This window comes from Sulfuricurvum sp. (assembly GCF_028688295.1).
Taxonomy (GTDB): domain Bacteria; phylum Campylobacterota; class Campylobacteria; order Campylobacterales; family Sulfurimonadaceae; genus Sulfuricurvum.
Genome location: NZ_JAQTYM010000002.1, coordinates 82,395 through 101,758 on the forward strand (window position 1 = coordinate 82,395; position 19,364 = coordinate 101,758).

Here is a 19,364-nt window from a genome sequence, read left to right on the forward strand (position 1 = left end):
GTGTGAATACCACCACCCAAAAAATGGTCGAACAGAGCATCGAAAGTATCGTCCAAATTACCAACCCCTACGGGAGTGGAAGCGGATTTTTAATCGATGGCCTCATTATCACCAATTCCCACGTGGTAAGCGGTCTCAAAGAGGTTCTTATTAGTACCAAAACCCTCCCAAAAACAATCGGTACGGTGATCTATGATGACCCTGCCCTCGATTTGGCCTTTATCCGATCCCCCATCCCGATCAAACATGAGCATCCCTTAAAACTCTCCGCGCAGAGTGTACAAGATGGAGACAACGTTATCGCCATCGGGCACCCCTACGGGCTCAACTACTCTACGACAGAGGGGATCGTTTCCAAAGCCACAAGGCTGCAAGGTGAAGTTGAATACATCCAGTTTGATGCGGCAATAAACCCCGGAAACAGCGGAGGACCTCTGCTGAATGACTCGGCAGAGGTGATCGGCGTCAATACGTTTATCATCCAAAACTCAAACAATCTGGGATTTGCCCTCCCAGCCTATACCCTCAAAGAGGCACTCGATCAGTTTAACGCCCTCAAAACTGAAGATGTCATCCGCTGCACCTCATGTAAAAACGTCATACAAGAGATGGCTATTCAAAATGACTATTGCCCGAAATGCGGTACGAAACTCGACGTCGCCAAACGCAGACGCGAGGGGTATAAGCCCTCCGGCGTTGTTGCATTGATCGAAAAGATTTTAAAAGCGTTGGATATCAATGTTACCCTCGCCCGCCGCTCGCAGAGAAGTTGGCGCTTTGAGATGGGACCTACCCGAATCGACATCAACTACTACGACAACGGGATCGTGATCGCCGATTCAGCCCTCTGCCGAATCCCTCAAGAAAACATAGAAGTGTTGTACGATTTTTTACTGGGGGAAAACAGTGCATTGGAGCGACTCCAATTCTCCATCAACGAGAATACCGTTTATCTCTCGTATATCGTTGTGGATTCTTCTTTAAGTGAAGAATACGGTATCACGGCACTGCGCAAACTCTTCGAGAGTGCACCGCACTACCAAGCCCTCTTACTCGGTGAGTTTAAAGCACTGGAACCGAAGTTTGATGAGTTCGAATAGAGTTGGTAATTTCCTCTCGTTTCGGGAAATCGGCTCCCATACTGATAATAAAAGAAGATGCTTCCTGAAGCGTCAATGAGGTTTTGAGTGTCAAATTCTCATCCACGATAACGGTATATCCGCTTGTAGGATTGGGAGAGGTCGGAATAAACAAAACACAGATATTTTCATGACGATTTAAAAGATAAGCAGGAACCCATACATCTTTTTTAGGATATTCGACGAGCACTACCTCTTTACGAGCTCCATCTTCTCCCCCTGAAAACATAGCCGCCATTTTTTTCGAGACTGAGTAGATCGAACGAATAGCGGGAATCCGCTCGAACGTATTATCGATGATAGAAACAAACATTGATTTTCCATATTTCTCAATTGAGTACCCTAATAGTGCGAAAACAGCTACCACAGCAATCATAAGAAAAATAGTAAAACCAAAAGAATGGGTGTAATCATGGAGTGATAGATAAGCACTCACCCCTAAATCTTTTAGGAAATTAACAACCACTAAAACTAAAATCAGAGGGAACAAAGAGAGTGCACCGACAAAAATATAGCGGACTAATAATTTGGAGCGTTCATTCATTGCGTTGCGCATCGATTCATAACCTTCATAACAAATTGCAAAATTATAGAATAGTTTTTGAAACACTTTACTACAATAACACCACATATAGGAGAAATCATGCACCCATTCGCCGAATTTAAACTCAATTTAGAGACTTTTATTACCGATTTGAACGCTCTTATCGAGATCAACCATAAAACCATAGAGAATTTACTTGCTACGCCGGAAAAAACCTACGCCAATTTTGTCCGCCCTTTTGATCTGATGGAGGAGGATTTGGAGCTGTTGTTTACCCCGCTATCTCATATCAATGCGGTTAAAAACTCCGAAGCGTCCCAAAAAGTATACGCTGATACCCTACCGATCCTCACTGATTACTCCACCTTTGTGGGACAAAATCTCGATATTTATGAAGCGTTCAAAAGTGTCAAAGCTCGTGAATATGACTCTCTAAATATCGAACAGCGCCGTATTTTGGATCTCAATATTCTCCATTTTGAGCTTGCGGGTGCCCATTTGGATACGGTTTCTAAAGAGCGTTTGGCGCAGATCAATCTACGTAAAAGCACTCTTACCAACGACTTCTCCCAAAACGTTCTCGATGCCACCAATGCGTATGAGAAAGTCATCACCGATCCTACCGATGTGGAGGGTATCCCTGAAAGTGATTTAGAAAATGCCCGCTTTGAAGAAGACGGCGTCACCAAATACCGCTTTACCCTCCAAATGCCCTCTTATATCGCCTACATGACCTATGGGGTTAACCGCATCATCCGAGAGGAGCTGTACCGTGCTTATACCACCCGTGCACCGCAAAACGGAGCAATTATTGATGAACTAATGGCATTACGTCAGGAGAGTGCAAAACTCCTCGGATTTGAGAACTACGCTGAGTACTCCCTTGCGTCCAAAATGGCACCGAGCACAGAGAGTGTTTTAACATTTTTAAATTCCCTCATCGAAGCGTCTCGCCGTCAGGGGCTGCGAGAACTCGAAGAGCTTCGTGCCATCGCTCCGGACGTTGTTCTGCAAAGCTACGACACCGCCTATTTCGGCGAAATCCTCAAAAAAGCTCAATACGACATCGACGAAGAGGAGTATCGCCCCTACTTCGAACAACACAGTGTAATGGAGGGGATGTTCACCTTTTTGAATGAACTCTTCGGCATCCGTTTTGTCCGCCAAAACATCAAATTATGGGACCCGAAAGCAAGTGCCTATGATATTTATGAGGGGGAAGAACTCACCGCGCGGGTCTATTTCGATCTCGAAGCCCGCAAAGACAAACGGGGTGGCGCATGGATGCACAATTTCCAAACCCATTGCGAAGATACTCAGGGGTGCACCCATCTCTCCAGCGCATTCGTTGTCTGTAACTTCCCCCCATCTTCGGATACCTCTCCCTCACTGCTGCGGCACGATGATGTAGTCACCCTCTTTCACGAGATGGGACACACAATCCACCATCTACTGAGCAAAGTCAAAGAACACGGGGTGAGCGGAGTCAACGGTGTTGAATGGGATGCGGTGGAATTTCCATCACAATTTTTAGAGAACTTCGCTTATGAGCCAAAAGTTCTGAAACTGTTTGCTTCGCATCATGAGAGCGGCGAAATCCTTAGTGATGAAATGATCGAAAAACTGATCCGAGCTAAAAACTTTCAAAGCGGTATGTTTATGCTTCGACAGATCGAATTCTCCCTTTTCGATTTCGAACTCCATTCAAAACTCTATCAAGGTGATGAGATTCAAAACCTGCTCGATTCCATCCGTGACCAAACAGCTCTTATCAAACCTCCGGCGTATAATAAATTCCAAAACGGATTCAGCCATATCTTCAGCGGTGGATACAGTGCGGGGTATTACAGCTACAAATGGGCGGAGGTGCTCAGCGCGGATGCTTATTATGCCATTGTCGATGAGGGTGTTTTCGGGAGTGAGCTTGCCCGTCGCTACAAAGAGATCGTATTAGGAAAAGGAGGATCTCAGACTATGCAGGAGCTTTTTGTAGAAATGATGGGACGTGAATGCGACTCTAAAAATCTCCTGCGTCTGAGCGGAATCGAATAAATGCGTATAACATTGCTCTTGGCATTATTAATCTCATTTTTGGGAGGGGTAGATGTGAAAATAGCGAGCTACAACGTCGAGAACCTGTTTGATATGAACCGTGATGGAAATGAGTACGAAGAGTATACCCCTAACGGCGATTGGGGATGGACACAGGATATTTATCGCATTAAACTCAAAAATACTGCCCAAGTTATCCGAGCTGTCAATGCCGATATTATCGCCCTTCAGGAGATTGAATCAGAGGTTGCACTCAAAGATCTCAAAACCGAGCTCAATCGACAAGGGCTTTATTATCAATACTATCTCTTTGCGCGCGGAAAAAAATCGAGCGTTAACACTGCGATTTTAAGTCGCTATCCTATTCAAAGCGGCCTCAAACATCCCGTTAGTTATACTCGAAAATATCGCGATATTTTAGAAGCAAAAATCGATATCAACGGCCAATCGTTACGGGTATTTGTCAATCACTGGAAATCGAAAAGTGGTCCTGAGAGTGAGCGAATCTTATCCGCCAAACGTCTTATTTATCGTCTCAATGAACTATCAGAAAATGAGCCTTTTGTATTACTCGGAGATTTCAACTCCCATTATGAAGAGTACAAAACCTTTCTCAAAAGCCGTAAACATAACGATACCGAAGGGATAACCGGGATCAATCATATCCTCAAAACCATTGATGATGAGGGAAATCCTATCACCTACGCATCCCTTAAAAACAGTGATGGACATCTCTATAATCTCTGGTATGACGTGGATGAAAAACAACGATGGAGCCATAAATACAAAGGCAAAGGGGAAGCTCTGGATAATATGATTATCTCTTCTGCCCTAGCAGATGGAGAGGGACTAGAGTATGTTCGAGGGAGCTTTCAACGTTTTGAAGCAGACTATCTATTCTACAAAGGTAAACCCTACCGCTGGCAACATTCTAAAACCCATCCAAAACACCATCTAGGGGAAGGATACTCCGATCACTTGCCGATTTACGCTCTCTTTCGAATGTAACGCAGATTGGCTATAATGGGTAAATGGAAGCAACAAAATTAACGCAATATCTACTCTATCAGCTCTATCATTCACGTGTACTTCTCCATTCACTGCAACAAGGTGCAAAGGAGGAGCAAATTCATGAGTTCCGAGTTACTCTACGCCGTATCCGTTCACTCGTCAACCTCTTTTTAGGTAAATCACTCCCATTTCCTAAAATACTGAAACTTGCCATGCAAGAGACCAATCCCATTCGAGAACTCGATGTACTTATCGATTCTCTCTCACGTTCCAAGTACCCTAAACTCTTCAAGTATCTCTTAAAACTTCGAAAAAACAATGTTAAATCTCTTTTTACCCAAAAATACACCGACAAAACACTCGTATTGATCGATGAGTATTCAGCTCTACTCTCAGAGAGCAATCCCGATTATCTCTCAGAAATACTGATACAAAAAGTTCTTACCCACTATCAACACTGCCTTGATTCGTATTTAGCACTTGAACCCGATGCCGATCCTAGAACACTCCATCGTCTACGAATCGAGTTCAAAGACGCACGGTACGGTTTTGAGTTTTTGGAGATTTCCGATCTGCATCACTGCAAAGAGGTGATTTCCCATTGTAAACAGCTTCAAAACACTTTAGGAGCGATTCAAGACACGGTAAACCAAATCGATCTGCTTAAAAAAATCTATCTAGAGTTCCCCGTACCCGAGGTCAAAGAGCTTTTACAAAAACAGAAAAAAGAGCTTCAAAAGCTCAAAGCGACCACTCAATCGGAGCTATCTGCATCGATTTGAGATAGTCGTTCGTTTGACTAAATGGCTTCGATCCGAAAAATCCCCGATAGGACGAAAGAGGCGAAGGATGGGGTGCTTTGAGAATTAAGTGTTTAGACTCATCTATTAAAGCCGCTTTTTTCCCCGCAGGTGCCCCCCAGAGGATAAAAACGATATGTTCGCGCTGTGCACTAAGCGTTCGGATTACTTGATCGGTAAATCGCTCCCACCCCCGCTCTTTATGGGAAAATGGTTCACCTGAGCGGACAGTGAGGAGAGTGTTGAGAAGCAATACCCCCTCCTGCGCCCAATGGCTCAAATCGCCACTTTTGGGGTACGGACATCCGATGTCACTCACCAGCTCTTTAAAGATATTTTGGAGTGATGGGGGAAGAGGAATCCCTTGCTGAACCGAAAACGATAACCCGTGTGCCTGACCTGCTCCATGATAAGGGTCTTGACCTAAAATAACCACTTTGACATTCTCAAAAGGGGTAGAATTAAATGCATTGAAGATATGGTTGCCGTGCGGGAAAATAGTGTAGTTTTTTTTCTCTTCGACTAAAAAAGCTTTTAGCTCTTCCATGTAGGGGTGAGCAAACTCACCCTTTAATGCCTCTTTCCAGCTCTCATGGATAATCGGAGAAACACTCATACAATTACTTTAAAATATCATCATCAAAAATGACCATTTCATAGATACTACGCTTGGTCACGAGCGATTTTTCAGGAGGAACACCGCTAGAGCTTCGCATACGCGCGATTTCGGCGCGTAACTCCATCATCTCCTGCTCCATCGCCTCCATTTTGTCTTTGAGACGAATCACGACATCGACACCGGCAAGGTTCACCCCTACTTCACGAGTCAAACGGAGAATCATTTTGATTTTTTCGATGTCACGCTGAGAATAGAGACGGATACGTCCGTCCGAGCGTGAGGGGGCGATCAAATTTTCCCGTTCATATTGACGAAGGGTCTGCGGATGAATATCCAAAATCTTGGCAACAATACTGATCATATAAACCGGTTCGTCAAAATGGTGCATACCCTACTCCTGTGGAAGAGATTTTTTCATTTGTTCGACCAAATCCACATCGATTTTATCGACAGGAGGTAAAACGATATTTGCTTTGAGATACAAATCACCGCGTACATTGCTCTGACGGTTCATTACCCCCATCTCTTTGAGACGGAAACGTTGACCGTTTTTGGTGTTTTCAGGCACCTTTAGCGTTACCTCTTTTTCCAATGTCTGAATCGCTACTTTTCCGCCGAAAAGTGCGGCATAGAGAGGGACGTTAAAGGTTTTGACCAAATTATCCCCTTCGCGCTCATACTCAGGATTTGCGGCGACATCGATCCGCAGGTACAAATCACCCACTTGCGATCCATGTTTTTTCCCTTTTCCGCGAACACGGAGTTTTTCACCGCTTTTGATCCCAGCAGGGATTTTAATGTCGAAACTCTCTCCCGAGAGGCTGATCGAGTGTTTTCCACCGAGAACTGCTACGGCAAAGGGAACGGTAACATTGGCATCGATATCGAGGTTCATCCCTCCGCCGAAGCCACTCCCTCCGAATCCTCCACCGCCAAAGCCGCCGAAACCGCCTCCGCCAAATCCTCCGGCACCGCCGCCACCGAACATACTGCGTAAAATCTCATCCAAATCAACATTCCCGCCTTGACCGCGAGCAAAATCGTGAAAATTCTGACCGCCGAACATCGAGTCGCCATACTGATCGTATTTTGCACGCTTGTCTTTGTCACTGAGGACTTCATACGCGGCATTAATCTCTTTAAATTTCTCTTCTGCCGCAGGATCTTTGTTCACATCGGGATGATACTGACGTGCAAGTTTGCGGTACGCTTTTTTGATCTCGGCTTCGCTTGCACCGGGAGCGATTTCGAGAGTAGTGTATAAACTTTTAGACATAGTTGTATCCTATTAAAATCATAGCTAGTTATTTGTTAAAAATTATAGCACTAAGTTTGAGTCAATGTCAATCAAGGTTAAAAAGAAAAGTTCGTAGACAAGGGTTTTATGGGGGATTTAAAGTTGCGCCATAGCGGCGCAATCATTCTTAGTGCAGAAAGTGTCGAACACCAGTGAAATAGAGTGCCATACCGTGCTCATCCGCCGCCGCGATGACTTCCTCATCACGTACCGAACCACCCGGTTGGATAACCGTTTTAACACCCGCACCCGCCGCCGCGTCGATAGAGTCACGGAACGGGAAGAACGCTTCAGAAGCAAGAGCTGAACCGCTCACATCCAGACCCATCTCTTCGGCTTTACGAAGAGCACAGCGCGCCGCATCGACACGAGAAGTCATCCCCATACCGACGGCTACCATTGCCGCGTCTTTGACATAGACGACACAGTTTGATTTGGTCAATGACGCTACTTTGTACGCAATCTCCGCATCTTTCATAGCAGCATCACTCGCAACGTGCTTCGTTACCAATTTAGCGTTTTTGACTTCTTCCACAGTTACACGGTCAGCGTCTTGAAATACAAACCCGCCATCGATGTGTTTGAAATCGATTGCGTCGTTGCTGAGGGCGATACGATCACTGCCGTATTCGAAAAGTTTGAGACGTTTTTTCGGCTCGAACACCGCGCGCGCTTCGTCGTCGATAGACCCTGCGATAATAACTTCGAGGAACATCTCATTCATTTTTTCTGCAAGTTCTTTGGTCACGACACCGTTGACCGCTACGACACCGCCGAACGCAGAGATCGGATCGCATTTGAGAGCCTCATTATACGCATCAAGGAGGTTTTCACGGATTGCAAAGCCGCACGGATTACCGTGTTTGACGATACAGATTGCATTTTCATCCCCGAATGCTGCCGCGATTTTCACCGCACCGCTGATGTCGGTAAGGTTGTTGAAGCTCGCTTCCCCTTTGAGGGTTTTGAAGTTTTGTGAGAAGAACGTATCGAACTCGTACAAACCGCCTTTTTGATGAGGGTTTTCGCCGTAACGGGTATCCATTACTTTGGATCCTACGATGAACTGTTTAGACCCCATGCCGTTGTTGAAACGTTTGTTCATGTAGTTGGCGATCATCGAGTCATACGCTGCAGTATGCTCATACGCTTTTATCATAAGATCACGGCGGAACTCAACCGTATTTTCACCGTTTGCAATCGCATTAAGAACGAGTGAGTAGTCTGACGGATCAGTAAGGATGATAACACTGTCGAAATTTTTCGCCGCAGAGCGCACCATCGCAGGGCCGCCGATGTCAATGTTTTCGATAATCTCTTCGAAATCGTCGGTTTTCTCGATCGTCGCTTTGAACGGATAGAGGTTGACACATACCAAATCGATCGCTTCAACACCGAGTTCTACCGCTTGATCGAGGTGTGATTGTTTGTCACGTCGGTGCAAGATACCGCCGTGGATGTACGGATTTAAGGTTTTAACACGCCCCTCGAAACACTCAGGGAATTTGGTCACCTCATCGATTTCGATGGCACTTACACCCGCATCTTTGAGCATTTTGTACGTTCCGCCCGTAGAGATGATCTGATATTCCAACCCGATAAGAGATTTGGCAAATTCAACGATGTTGCTTTTATCGCTGACACTGAGCAATGCACGCTTCATGCAGTTCCTTTGATTGGGTCGTATGCCCATAAATTAATGGTGGAATTGTAGCAAACGGTGGTTTAGGGGAAGGTAAATTGAGATAAAATTCCTCTATGAAGCCCTATGTTCACCCTTTTCCACCCATCCTTGATGAGTATACCCGTATTCTTTTCCTCGGAAGTTTCCCCAGTATCGCGTCATTCGAGCAGGCTTTTTATTATGCCCATCCCCGCAACGCATTTTGGCCGATACTCGAAGAAATTTTTGATCTCCGTTTAGAAACCAATGAGGCGAAAAAAGCATTTTGCCTTGAGCAGGGGATTGGGTTGTGGGATGTGATCGGTTCATGTGAGCGGAGCAATTCGAGCGATACGAATTTGAAAAACTGCATCCCTAATGATTTTGAAAAACTGTTACGTGAGTATCCCAATATCCAAGCCTTCGCCTTTACAGGGAAAAAAAGCCATGATCTGTTTATGAAGTTTTTTAAAGATTTGAAAGTAGAAAAAGTGCTTCTCCCCTCCACCTCACCCGCTCATGCGGCAATGACGTTCGAAGAGAAAAAAGAGAGTTATGAAAGTTTTATCAAAAAGTATTTAACTGTTTAAAACCTGCTCAAAAATATTTTTAGCGGTCTTCCAACGATCCCCTTTGGCATTCATCATCACAATCACACAATCTTTACCATCTTTTTTTGCCCGTGCGATCAGACACGGTCCCGCTTTGGCAGTGTAGCCAGTCTTTATCCCGACGGCATACTGGTAACGGTTCAAAAGACGGTTATGGGTGTAGGCGTAAAATTCGCGGTTTTTATTGATGGCACGATATCGGTGTTCGTTCATTTTGCTGATTTCGTTAAATTTGCGATTTTTTATCGCATATTCGGCCATTTTCATGAGGTCTTTGGGGGTGGAATAGTGCCCTTTAGTATCGTAACCGCACGGATTGGTAAAATGGGTATGGCTCATGCCTATCGTTCTAGCTTTAGTATTCATCATCTCAACAAATTTTTCTTCGCTTCCCCCCACCGTAATCGCGATCGCTTTAGCCGCATCATTATCCGATTTGATCATCGCTGCTTTGATCAAATCTTCCATTAGGATCACATCACCCCGTCTATACCCCGCGATCGTCGGTTCTACTTTGGTCATTTCCCGTGTAATCGTAATCGGTTTTTTAAGACTACCGTATTCAATCGCCAACATAACCGTCATCACTTTAGTCAGGCTAGCCGGCTGTACCTCTTTAAACGGCTCTTTCGAATAAAGCATTTGTTTTGTAGTCATATCTTTAACCAACAACGCTTCTACTTCGAGTTTATTGAGCTCATTTTTATCGATCCCTGCCATCAGAGTGACAGAACAGGTTAAACACAAAGTTATTAATTTTTTGATCATATTTTCTACCTCATCTATAATTCTATCCTGCTGAAGCAAACACTATGCCACATACTCTCATTTATTAATCGACAAAGTAGATTTTTTATTTAAAACCCGTATCGGCTGCTTATGGTAAAATTCACATTATTAAAAGGGAAATAATGCGACGATTTAGACATTTTTTTGTTATGTTGTTTGTTGCTTCAACCCTTTTAGGTGCCATGCATGAGATCGTCCACCATCATCACGATATGGATAACCATGTCGAAGAAAGTTGCCCAATCTATCTTCTCACACAAACAATCGCTTTACCGACAGAAGCGTATCAACTTCCATTGCTTGCGTTAGTTTATGAGCCTTTTATCGGACAATCTTTACCCAAACTCATTAATTCGATCATCTCCTCTCGCAGTCGTTCTCCCCCTCTTTCTTAATCTCTTTTTTCAACAAGCAAACCATTTTATAATTTAAAAATTAGGATATTTCTATGAAAAAAACTCTCTCCATCGTTGCGTGTGCAGCATTATGCACTTTTGCATCGGCAAATGATCTCCAACTGGACAAAATCACTGTTGACGGTACTGCTCCTACTATACAACACAAAGGTTCTCTCAAAGATTTGGTTGAAAAAACAGAAGTGATCGACAAAAATGAGATCACTCAAACCCAATCAGCCACCCTCGCCGATCTCATAAGTAAACAAACCGGTATTAGTGTTACAACAGGCTGTTCTATCTGTGGGCTCAAGCGAGTACAAATGAACGGATTAAAAGGGGAACATACAACCGTATTGGTGGATGGTATCCCGTTTAACTCTACCGTTTCCAGTTTTTACGGTATGGATGCCATCGGCACTACAGATATTGAAAGTATCGAAATTGCCCGTGGTTCAGGAATGTCCCTTATTGCTCCCGAAGCGATCGGAGGGACAATCAACATTATCCCGCGCAAACCACGTAACAACAGTGTCGAAGTTGATCTCTCAATGGGGACATTGGGAACTAAAAATTATTCAATCCTCGGCGAAGCAATGAGTACAGATCAAAAAACGGGAGTACTTATTTCCGCATCGTACCATGATAAAAATCAGGTTGACAACGATCATAACCGTGTTAGTGAATCTCCGAGTCTAAAAAATCAGTCCCTCACTTTTATGCTGACACATGAGTTTTCATCCATCGATTCAGTTGAGATCAAAGCAAGCCATTTCACTTCAAATTCCTTCGGTGGTTCTATGGTCTCAGAAAGCTCTGCGGTTGCTAGCTTTAATCCGGCGAACAATGATCCGCTATTTACTGTCGGGAATGTAAACAATCCCCTCACCAGCAGCCCTATGTCAGTATTAGAACGTATCGACACAACACGTGATGAACTCTATCTCAAACAACGTCATGCACTCAACAATGAGATGAATCTTCAAACAACTCTGGCTTACGCTGAACAAAAACAAGATTCACTTTATGAAGGATCCGATTATCTCAATACCGATAAAACCTATTTCGGTGATCTAAAAGTCGATCATGTACTCAATAATAACCATTTCCTTACCTATGGAGCCGATGCAAAAATCGAAACAGCACGATCACAATCTGTGGCATTTTTCGATGTTGCAGGTATGGATAAAGATGACTTTGATTACACAGCCTTAGGAGTTTATGCCCAAGATGCATGGATGATCGATGATCAAAATGAGCTCACTCTCGCTCTTCGCACAACTAAAATCACCACCGATTGGCGTGCCAAAACAGTACAAGGAAATGAGATTGACGAAACATTGTTTGTTCCCAGACTACACTGGCGTCATAACTTCACAAACACTTTGACGTCACGCTTTAGTGCCGGTATGGGGTATCGTTCACCGCTTACCTTTTTTGAATCAGAACACGGTCTGCTCGATAGCGGATTCGATATGGCTATCACGGAGCTGGAAAAATCGCGTGGAGCGAGCTATTCACTCTCGTATGAGGCAAATGCGCTTAGTGTAACCGCTTCCGCTGCCTATACACAGGTCAAAAATCTCGCCTACATCGATGATTCCGCCGCAACTCCGGTTTTACGTAATAGCAACGAAACGGTCAGTGTCAAAAATATGGATATCACTATCGGTTATGAATTGAGCGAAGGGCTCAATCTCTCAGGTGCCTATGAAATCTATCGATACGATGATGCATATAAATCACACCTCTCACTAGCCGCTATAGAACAGCGTGCACGTGTTAGTATCGACTATGATATTAACGGTTGGGAATTCTATAGTGAAGCAACATGGGTGGGTGCACGTGATTTAGCACCATACGGATACGGTGATCGTTACAACGATGATCTCGCCACCTCTCCTAAAAGTACAACATCACCGGCATTTACGACTGTCGATATCAAAATTTCAAAAGCCCTTAACAAAAACTTTACCCTCTATGCCGGTGCCAAAAATCTATTTGATTACGTGCAAACCGATACTGAATCTCCTCTCTTCTATGATGTGAACGGTGGCTTTGATTCAGCCCACATCTGGGGACCGCTTCGAGGGCAAATGGTATACGCAGGATTAAAAGCAACGTTTTGAAATATTTTTTCGTTACAATAGAGAATGCAAAGTTCATCTACTGCCCATCTTAAAATCATTAGTGAACCATCACATACCCTGCTTCAATGTAGCGGTATGTGGACATTACCCTATTTAAGCACAGTCACCTATCAATTGGAAACACTACATCCCAAGTCTTTACTCATTTGGGATGTGAGTAACATTAGCGAGCTTGATTCTGCCGGAATAGCGTTATGGCACCTCTACCACCGCGCCTTCGAAAAAGAGGGGATCACCTCTGAACTCATCGGTATCAATGAAAACCACTCAAAACTCTATTCCCTCCTCTACTCCGGCAAAAATGAAATTTTCTCTCCTCCGACTCGTCCCTCATGGCTTTATTCGCTAGGAGAGGGAGCGCACAAAAATCTCACAGGTATCACTCAGTTTATCGCCTTTTTAGGAGAAGCGTTTGTCTTGCTCTTTTATACACTTCTCCACCCCTCCAAAATCCGTTACCGTTCCATCGTCGCCCATATCTTTACCACGGGAGCCTCTGCCCTCCCGATCATCGCCATAAGTGCCTTTTTAATCGGAGTTGTCATCGCCTATCAAAGTATCGTCCAACTCCAAAAATTCGGAGCCGATATTTTTATCGTCGATACTATCGGAATCTCCCTCACCCGTGAGCTCGCTCCTCTCATCACCGCCATCGTCGTCGCAGGAAGGAGCGGTTCAGCATTTACAGCGCAAATCGGTGCGATGAAAATGACCCAAGAGATCGATGCGATGAAAACGATGGGGTTCGATCCCTTCACTTTTTTGGTATGGCCGCGTGTGATCGCACTGATGATTGTAATGCCGCTGTTGATCTTTTTTGCCGATATCATCGGGATATTCGGAGGGATGGTGATTGCTCAGGCACAATCGAATCTCAGTTTCACCGAATTTATCCACCGCCTCCAAGGTGCATTAGCCCTCAAACACTATATGATTGGGATTATTAAGGGACCGTTTTTTGCCTTTTTAATCGCGATGGTCAGCACCTATCGAGGGATGCAGGTCTCCTCGAATACGGAGAGCATCGGCTACTACACGACCAAAAGTGTAGTTAACGCTATTTTCTTGGTTATCGCGTGTGATGCCCTCTTTTCAATCCTCCTCACGGAGCTTAATTTATGAAACACGTCATCATCGAAGCACGCGATATTGTGACCTCTTTTGGAGATACTATTATCCACGATCATGTCAACTGCACGGTGTATGAAAATGAAATCTATGCCCTTTTAGGGGGGAGTGGGTCTGGGAAATCTACCCTTCTGAGAGAGATGATACTCTTGCAATCATTCCAAAGCGGTACCCTCAATGTACTCGGATATAACCTCACCACCATCACCCCTCTCCAAGCGCAAGATCTTCGTCGTCAATGGGGAGTTCTCTTTCAATCCGGCGCCCTCTACTCTTCACTGAGTGTAGGGGAAAACATCGCTATGCTTTATCGTGAGTACACCGATTTATCTCCTAAACTGATCGATGAGCTTGTTGCCCTGAAAATCGATCTCGTAGGATTACCGCAACACGCACGCTATCTCTTCCCCTCCGAGCTTAGCGGAGGGATGATAAAACGTGCCGCTCTCGCCCGTGCTCTGGCACTCGATCCGAAACTCCTCTTTCTCGATGAACCCACTTCCGGCCTTGATCCGCTGAGCTCACGCCAGTTTGATGCACTGATTCAGCAATTACGTGATTTATTAGGGCTTACCATCGTGATGGTTACCCATGATTTGGATACTATACATAACAGTATTGATCGCTTCGCACTGCTGGGTGACAAAAAAGTGATCGCAGAGGGGAGACTAAGCGAAGTGCTCCAAATCGATCATCCGCTTGTCGATTATTTCTTCCAAAAGGGGTCTTATGGAATCAAAGGTTAACTACACTGCCGTAGGGGTGTTTGTCCTCATTTTTGCCTCAGCACTGATTGCTTTTGCCTTCTGGCTCGGCAAATATAACCAAGACGAAGCCTCCTACCATCGCTACCGACTCTACATCACCGAATCGGTTTCAGGTCTAGCACCCGAAGCGGCCGTTAAATTCCACGGTGTCGATGTCGGAAAAGTTGAATCAATCCGTATCAACCCTAAAAACAGTGAAGAGGTGGAACTCACCCTCAAAATCGAAAAAGAGACCCCGATTAAAACCGATTCGAGTGCCGTTTTGAAATTCTACGGAATCACAGGTCTCGCCTTTATCGAAATTGTCGGCGGCTCTAAAGATGCTCCCTTACTCACCACCAACAGCCATACCTTTAATACCATCGCTTCTTCTCCTTCGATGATCAAACGCCTCGATGAATCGTTGAGTAACGTTGCCTCCAAACTCTCTATCACACTTGATCGTGCCGATCGTATTTTCAGCGATAAAAATGTCGATAATATCGCTCAATCACTGGAACATTTACGCTCACTTACCGCTCAAATCGATAGCTATCAAGATGAAATTCAAATTCTGTTAGATCGCAGTATTGCCCTAGAGACCAATGCCACTGAATCGCTCACTGCGATGAAGGAGGCCGCAGGGAGTGTGAAAAATACTTCCGGCAACTTCAACACTCTGGTTCAAACCAAAATGACTACCGTCCTCGAATCACTTGCTACAACTTCTCAAGAGAGCCATACTCTGATCCGTAAACTTGAAAACAATCTTGACCGAGGTGATTACAATGTTCACTCCCTAATACAGCCAACAACAGCCGAATTGAACGATCTTATTCACCGTAGCCAAACACTTACTCAAGAGATGGAAGCGACCCTGCGTGACTTACGCCAAAGTCCTTCAGATTTATTATTCAAAAAATCATCACCAAAACCCGGTCCAGGAGAATAAAGATGCGATTGTTTACCCTTATCATTCCCACAGCGTTTATCCTAGTAGGATGTAGCCCCACAGTGACCCCGCCCATAAGCGAATACACCATTTATCCCTCAACCAAGACTATCAAGCCTGCCACAACACTTTCAGCAAAAACCCTTCGAATGAGCAGAACCAAAACAATCCCCTCTCTCTCCTCCAAAAATCTTATTTATTTACGTACATCGGGAGAGAGTGGAAGCTACCTTTACACCCAATGGAGCGATTCTCCGAGCTTACTGATCGAGCGTTCTCTCAGCCATAAACTTCAATCAGAAGCTATTTTTTCAACCTTAATCCCCCCTGCGTCTTCCGCACACGCGGATTGGATACTTGAATCAGACTTACACGCTTTTTACCACCGTTTTGAATCGGGGCAAAAAAGCAAGGGAATACTCGATATCACCTATTATCTCATCGATGCAAAAACCAAACTTCCAATAGAAAACAAACGTTTCTTTATCACTAAAAATGCACCGACAGAAGATGCATCAGGGGGAGTCTCTGCCCTAGTGGAAGCAACTGAGGAATTAAATAATCAATGCAGCCAATGGCTAAAAGAGAAGGTAAAACAATGAAGCAAAATATAGCGATCCTTTGCTCCGGCGGAGATGTTTCAGGGATGAATCCCGCACTAAAGCGCTTTGTCGAATACGCGTATGCAAAAGGGATGCAACCGTACTTTGTACGTAACGGATACGAAGGGTTGATCGACAACCAGATCACACCGGCTAGCTATCGAGATGTTTCAGGAATCATAACCAGGGGGGGAACAAAAATCGGTTCTGCCCGTTCCAAGCGTTTTATGGAACCCGCTTTTCGCTCCCTCGCAGCAGAAAATCTCAAATCCCATGGGATTGACAAGCTTGTTGTTCTGGGAGGCGATGGGAGCTTTCGAGGAATGGAGCGATTCTACCATGAGAGCGGGATCGCTTTTTGTGGTATTCCCTCAACGATTGATAATGATATCAACGGTACCGATTATTGTCTTGGAGTTGACACCGCACTAGGAGTTATCAAAGAGGCGATTGATCAGATACGAGATACTGCCTCCTCTTTCCACCGTGCATTCGTAATCGAGACAATGGGGCGAAACTGCGGCTATCTCGCCCTAATTTCGGCGATTACTTCAGGTGCGGAGATGTGTCTTATCCCTGAAATTCCAATCGACATCCATGAATATACCGACTGTTATCGTTCTCAAATCGAAAAAGGTCGGGACTATTTTATCGCTATCGTCTCAGAAGCACTAAATAGTAATGAGGTATCCCAATGGTTTGAAAAAGAGTTAGGGTTTGAATCACGGGTCACCGTGTTAGGACATATTCAACGAGGTGGAAATCCTAGTGTTTATGATAGACTCATGGCTTATAAATTTGTTACTTATGCGATTGATGCACTAATAGAGGGGCAAAATCATTTCATCATCTGCTACAACAAAAGCCATTTTAACTTTAAAACCATTGATGAGGTTGCCCTCCATCCCTACCAATTGGATGAAGAATTACTTACCCTTGCACGTGAGCAATTTCTTCCATCGCACTGTCAAATGTAGGGTAGTGAAAGAGAAATCCTCTCTCTTGTAAAATACGAGGATAGACCTCTTTGGATTCGAGCATTACAACAGAACCTTCGCCAAAAGCAAGTTTGACAATCCATGAAGGAAGGTCAAAAAAAGTAGGACGATGGAGAATTCTTCCCATCGCTTTCGCTTGTTCGAGATTGGTAATTGGCTCAGGAGAGGTGAAATTTACCGCTCCCTGAATTTCATGATGATCGATCAAAAATTCACAGGCACGAACCAAATCGTCCAAATGAATCCATGAAATCATCTGAAAACCATCCCCCATTTTCCCTCCAAGACCTAGTTTAAATGGGGGAAGCATTTGACTCATTGCCCCTCCACCCCTACCATAGACAACGCCAAAACGCATTGTACATACACGGGTCAAATCAGATTGAGCACGAAATGCAGCATGTTCCCAACCCTGAACCAATTCAGCTAAAAAATCATTTCCGAAGTAGCTGGAAAATTCATCATGTTGATGGTACGCATCATAAAGACCCACAGCAGAAGCATTTAAAAAAACAGAAGGAGGTATATCGCAAAGAGAGAGTGCAGCCACAATCTTATCTGTAGTCTCCAAGCGACTTTGTCGTAAAAGTGCTTTGTACTTTTTACTCCATCTACCCATGATATTAGCTCCGGCAAGGTTAATCACAACATCAACCCCATTGAGCCTTTGAGCTATCGATTCGATCGGGAAAGTGGAGCGAATACTCAGAGAAACTACTTCATCACCGCGTTCTTGGAAAAAACGTTCTAACGCACTCCCTACAAAACCACTTATTCCGCATATTGCTATTTTCATGCTTATCCCTTTAATTCGGGTTTATTGTAGCTAAATGGGAGCGCACAGCGGATTTAAAGATAGAACTGAGTTGAGAGCTTAAACTAACTCTTATTCAAATTGTAGGGAAGAAAAAAAGAGCGAAGAGGAAAACACCCAGTAAAGGGTGTTTAGAGCATTATCCGCAAGAAGGGACGTTGCCTGAATCTGAGCCGTATTCTTTAGCAAAATCTCCAATATCTTGAAGCTTATCTTTCATTGAAGGGTTTGTCAAAACTGGGACTGCCGTTGGGAAACGTTGTCCGTATTCTTTGATGAATCCAGCAGCATCATTAGCAAAAAGTTCTTCCCACTCAGAAACAGTATGCTCAGCAGCAAACTTAGTTCCATTCATGTTGAATTTTGCTTTCAACGTTTTAAGATAGATTTTTTGACCTGCTTTAGCATCAGCGAACGCAGACGTACTCATCAAACTTGCAGCAACAACAGCCGCAAGAAAAAATGATGTTGATTTTGTCATTGTATTCTCCTTCGAAATTTAATTGATTTTAAAACACTTTCAATATTTACAAAAAATAGTGTGAGTGTTTTGATACCACACAATCATAACCGATAAAGGATAAATGAAGCTTTAATAGAATGTTAATGTGATGCTTTTTCAGCTTATTTTATCAAAAATGTATCAAACTCTCACACTTTTAAATTTCTACACTCTAGATTTTTATCCCTTAACAAGCAGGTACATTTCCCGAATCCGAACCATATTCGAATAAGAAATCACGAATATCTTTTGAACGATTTTTAAAGCTTTCCCCTTTAAAATACGCTTCAGCAGGTGTCCCTATATGTTTTTTGATGATTTGTTCATTGTCATTCCCAAATAACTCATCCCATTCATCTTGCGTATGCATTCCTGCACCTTTCGTTCCGTTGCCATGACAGCTTTTACACTCTTTTGTGTACCATTTCTGCCCTTTTGCCACATCAGCAAACAGTGGTGAAGTCATAATCCCTGTACAGACGGCGACTGATAAAAAAAATGAAATCGGTTTCACTAAATATATCCCCCATTACTATTTAAAAATCTAATAAT

The 19,364-nt window shown here is 44.0% G+C and carries 21 protein-coding genes; 12 read left to right on the forward strand and 9 right to left on the reverse strand.

The window, feature by feature from the left end; translation table 11 throughout:
- Window positions 1–2 precede the first annotated feature (2 nt).
- Window positions 3–1,100 carry a trypsin-like peptidase domain-containing protein gene (locus PHR02_RS01385; RefSeq protein ID WP_299987842.1) on the forward strand — a complete coding sequence of 366 codons (1,098 nt, stop codon included), beginning with the start codon at window positions 3–5 and terminating at the stop codon, window positions 1,098–1,100.
- On the opposite strand, the gene PHR02_RS01390 is transcribed toward PHR02_RS01385, so the two are convergent.
- On the reverse strand, window positions 1,063–1,695 hold the full coding sequence (locus PHR02_RS01390) for a DUF502 domain-containing protein (protein WP_299987845.1): 633 nt from the start codon (window positions 1,693–1,695) through the stop codon (window positions 1,063–1,065). The genes PHR02_RS01385 and PHR02_RS01390 overlap by 38 nt on opposite strands.
- Window positions 1,696–1,782: 87 nt before the next feature.
- Here PHR02_RS01390 and PHR02_RS01395 point away from each other — a divergent pair, with 87 nt between their 5' ends.
- From PHR02_RS01395 to PHR02_RS01405, 3 genes are read left to right on the forward strand one after another with little or no spacing between them, the layout of a single operon-like run.
- Window positions 1,783–3,735 (forward strand): M3 family metallopeptidase, encoded by a 1,953-nt coding sequence (locus tag PHR02_RS01395; protein WP_299987848.1) that lies wholly within the window; start codon window positions 1,783–1,785, stop codon window positions 3,733–3,735.
- A 54-nt stretch (window positions 3,736–3,789) separates the two neighbouring features.
- Complete coding sequence (locus PHR02_RS01400) at window positions 3,790–4,743, forward strand: endonuclease/exonuclease/phosphatase family protein (protein ID WP_299987851.1); 954 nt, start codon at window positions 3,790–3,792, stop codon at window positions 4,741–4,743.
- A gap of 23 nt (window positions 4,744–4,766) precedes the next feature.
- Window positions 4,767–5,528, forward strand: coding sequence for a CHAD domain-containing protein (locus PHR02_RS01405; RefSeq protein WP_299987852.1), 762 nt, complete (start codon window positions 4,767–4,769; stop codon window positions 5,526–5,528).
- On the opposite strand, the gene ung is transcribed toward PHR02_RS01405, so the two are convergent.
- The 4 genes from ung to purH all read right to left on the reverse strand — a co-directional run bounded on the left by ung (window position 5,488) and on the right by purH (window position 9,125).
- The gene (gene ung, locus PHR02_RS01410; RefSeq protein ID WP_299987854.1) at window positions 5,488–6,162 is read right to left on the reverse strand and encodes a uracil-DNA glycosylase; all 675 of its coding nucleotides are present in this window, start codon (window positions 6,160–6,162) and stop codon (window positions 5,488–5,490) included. The two genes, PHR02_RS01405 and ung, sit on opposite strands and share 41 nt — an antisense overlap.
- 4 nt (window positions 6,163–6,166) lie before the next feature.
- On the reverse strand, window positions 6,167–6,553 hold the full coding sequence (locus PHR02_RS01415; protein ID WP_299971490.1) for a helix-turn-helix transcriptional regulator: 387 nt from the start codon (window positions 6,551–6,553) through the stop codon (window positions 6,167–6,169).
- 3 nt (window positions 6,554–6,556) lie between these two features.
- A complete protein-coding gene (locus PHR02_RS01420; protein WP_299987857.1) occupies window positions 6,557–7,441 on the reverse strand; it encodes a J domain-containing protein in 885 nt (294 codons plus the stop codon).
- A 148-nt stretch (window positions 7,442–7,589) separates the two neighbouring features.
- Window positions 7,590–9,125: a bifunctional phosphoribosylaminoimidazolecarboxamide formyltransferase/IMP cyclohydrolase gene (gene purH / locus PHR02_RS01425; protein WP_299987862.1), complete on the reverse strand. Its 1,536-nt coding sequence runs from the start codon at window positions 9,123–9,125 to the stop codon at window positions 7,590–7,592.
- Between the two features lie 95 nt (window positions 9,126–9,220).
- Here purH and PHR02_RS01430 point away from each other — a divergent pair, with 95 nt between their 5' ends.
- On the forward strand, window positions 9,221–9,715 hold the full coding sequence (locus PHR02_RS01430; RefSeq protein WP_299987864.1) for a DNA-deoxyinosine glycosylase: 495 nt from the start codon (window positions 9,221–9,223) through the stop codon (window positions 9,713–9,715).
- Here PHR02_RS01430 and PHR02_RS01435 read toward each other — a convergent pair.
- The gene (locus PHR02_RS01435) at window positions 9,704–10,504 is read right to left on the reverse strand and encodes a serine hydrolase (protein ID WP_299987867.1); all 801 of its coding nucleotides are present in this window, start codon (window positions 10,502–10,504) and stop codon (window positions 9,704–9,706) included. The genes PHR02_RS01430 and PHR02_RS01435 overlap by 12 nt on opposite strands.
- Window positions 10,505–10,647: 143 nt before the next feature.
- On the opposite strand from PHR02_RS01435, the gene PHR02_RS01440 reads away from it, so the two are divergent.
- Genes PHR02_RS01440 through PHR02_RS01470 form a run of 7 tightly spaced genes read left to right on the forward strand, consistent with a single transcriptional unit; the run spans window position 10,648 to window position 17,475 of the window.
- Window positions 10,648–10,920, forward strand: coding sequence for a hypothetical protein (locus PHR02_RS01440; protein WP_299987871.1), 273 nt, complete (start codon window positions 10,648–10,650; stop codon window positions 10,918–10,920).
- A gap of 53 nt (window positions 10,921–10,973) precedes the next feature.
- Complete coding sequence (locus PHR02_RS01445) at window positions 10,974–13,049, forward strand: TonB-dependent receptor (RefSeq protein WP_299987874.1); 2,076 nt, start codon at window positions 10,974–10,976, stop codon at window positions 13,047–13,049.
- Window positions 13,050–13,073: 24 nt separating this feature from the next.
- The gene (locus PHR02_RS01450) at window positions 13,074–14,192 is read left to right on the forward strand and encodes an ABC transporter permease (RefSeq protein WP_299987878.1); all 1,119 of its coding nucleotides are present in this window, start codon (window positions 13,074–13,076) and stop codon (window positions 14,190–14,192) included.
- Window positions 14,189–14,944 (forward strand): ATP-binding cassette domain-containing protein, encoded by a 756-nt coding sequence (locus PHR02_RS01455; RefSeq protein WP_299987881.1) that lies wholly within the window; start codon window positions 14,189–14,191, stop codon window positions 14,942–14,944. Before PHR02_RS01450 ends, PHR02_RS01455 begins: the two co-directional genes overlap by 4 nt.
- Window positions 14,928–15,896, forward strand: a complete 969-nt coding sequence (locus PHR02_RS01460) for an MlaD family protein (protein ID WP_299987884.1) — start codon at window positions 14,928–14,930, stop codon at window positions 15,894–15,896. Before PHR02_RS01455 ends, PHR02_RS01460 begins: the two co-directional genes overlap by 17 nt.
- 2 nt (window positions 15,897–15,898) lie before the next feature.
- The gene (locus PHR02_RS01465) at window positions 15,899–16,498 is read left to right on the forward strand and encodes an ABC-type transport auxiliary lipoprotein family protein (RefSeq protein ID WP_299987887.1); all 600 of its coding nucleotides are present in this window, start codon (window positions 15,899–15,901) and stop codon (window positions 16,496–16,498) included.
- Window positions 16,495–17,475: a 6-phosphofructokinase gene (locus PHR02_RS01470; RefSeq protein WP_299987891.1), complete on the forward strand. Its 981-nt coding sequence runs from the start codon at window positions 16,495–16,497 to the stop codon at window positions 17,473–17,475. The genes PHR02_RS01465 and PHR02_RS01470 overlap by 4 nt, the downstream gene beginning before the upstream one ends.
- On the opposite strand, the gene PHR02_RS01475 is transcribed toward PHR02_RS01470, so the two are convergent.
- The 3 genes from PHR02_RS01475 to PHR02_RS01485 form a co-directional block, all read right to left on the reverse strand.
- Window positions 17,429–18,292, reverse strand: coding sequence for a TIGR01777 family oxidoreductase (locus tag PHR02_RS01475; protein WP_299987893.1), 864 nt, complete (start codon window positions 18,290–18,292; stop codon window positions 17,429–17,431). The genes PHR02_RS01470 and PHR02_RS01475 overlap by 47 nt on opposite strands.
- Before the next feature lie 157 nt (window positions 18,293–18,449).
- Window positions 18,450–18,791, reverse strand: a complete 342-nt coding sequence (locus PHR02_RS01480) for a hypothetical protein (protein ID WP_299987896.1) — start codon at window positions 18,789–18,791, stop codon at window positions 18,450–18,452.
- 208 nt (window positions 18,792–18,999) lie between these two features.
- Window positions 19,000–19,326 (reverse strand): c-type cytochrome, encoded by a 327-nt coding sequence (locus PHR02_RS01485; protein WP_299987898.1) that lies wholly within the window; start codon window positions 19,324–19,326, stop codon window positions 19,000–19,002.
- Between the last annotated feature and the right edge of the window lie 38 nt (window positions 19,327–19,364).

Coding starts and splice junctions, on each gene's coding strand:
- PHR02_RS01455 (WP_299987881.1), top strand. CDS start 14,189: ATGAAACACGTCATCATCGAAGCACGCGATATTGTGACCTCTTTTGGA.
- PHR02_RS01405 (WP_299987852.1), top strand. CDS start 4,767: ATGGAAGCAACAAAATTAACGCAATATCTACTCTATCAGCTCTATCAT.
- PHR02_RS01395 (WP_299987848.1), top strand. CDS start 1,783: ATGCACCCATTCGCCGAATTTAAACTCAATTTAGAGACTTTTATTACC.
- PHR02_RS01390 (WP_299987845.1), bottom strand. CDS start 1,695: ATGCGCAACGCAATGAATGAACGCTCCAAATTATTAGTCCGCTATATT.
- PHR02_RS01470 (WP_299987891.1), top strand. CDS start 16,495: ATGAAGCAAAATATAGCGATCCTTTGCTCCGGCGGAGATGTTTCAGGG.
- PHR02_RS01435 (WP_299987867.1), bottom strand. CDS start 10,504: ATGATCAAAAAATTAATAACTTTGTGTTTAACCTGTTCTGTCACTCTG.
- PHR02_RS01430 (WP_299987864.1), top strand. CDS start 9,221: ATGAAGCCCTATGTTCACCCTTTTCCACCCATCCTTGATGAGTATACC.
- ung (WP_299987854.1), bottom strand. CDS start 6,162: ATGAGTGTTTCTCCGATTATCCATGAGAGCTGGAAAGAGGCATTAAAG.
- PHR02_RS01480 (WP_299987896.1), bottom strand. CDS start 18,791: ATGACAAAATCAACATCATTTTTTCTTGCGGCTGTTGTTGCTGCAAGT.
- PHR02_RS01465 (WP_299987887.1), top strand. CDS start 15,899: ATGCGATTGTTTACCCTTATCATTCCCACAGCGTTTATCCTAGTAGGA.
- purH (WP_299987862.1), bottom strand. CDS start 9,125: ATGAAGCGTGCATTGCTCAGTGTCAGCGATAAAAGCAACATCGTTGAA.
- PHR02_RS01415 (WP_299971490.1), bottom strand. CDS start 6,553: ATGCACCATTTTGACGAACCGGTTTATATGATCAGTATTGTTGCCAAG.
- PHR02_RS01440 (WP_299987871.1), top strand. CDS start 10,648: ATGCGACGATTTAGACATTTTTTTGTTATGTTGTTTGTTGCTTCAACC.
- PHR02_RS01450 (WP_299987878.1), top strand. CDS start 13,074: ATGCAAAGTTCATCTACTGCCCATCTTAAAATCATTAGTGAACCATCA.
- PHR02_RS01475 (WP_299987893.1), bottom strand. CDS start 18,292: ATGAAAATAGCAATATGCGGAATAAGTGGTTTTGTAGGGAGTGCGTTA.
- PHR02_RS01460 (WP_299987884.1), top strand. CDS start 14,928: ATGGAATCAAAGGTTAACTACACTGCCGTAGGGGTGTTTGTCCTCATT.
- PHR02_RS01445 (WP_299987874.1), top strand. CDS start 10,974: ATGAAAAAAACTCTCTCCATCGTTGCGTGTGCAGCATTATGCACTTTT.
- PHR02_RS01420 (WP_299987857.1), bottom strand. CDS start 7,441: ATGTCTAAAAGTTTATACACTACTCTCGAAATCGCTCCCGGTGCAAGC.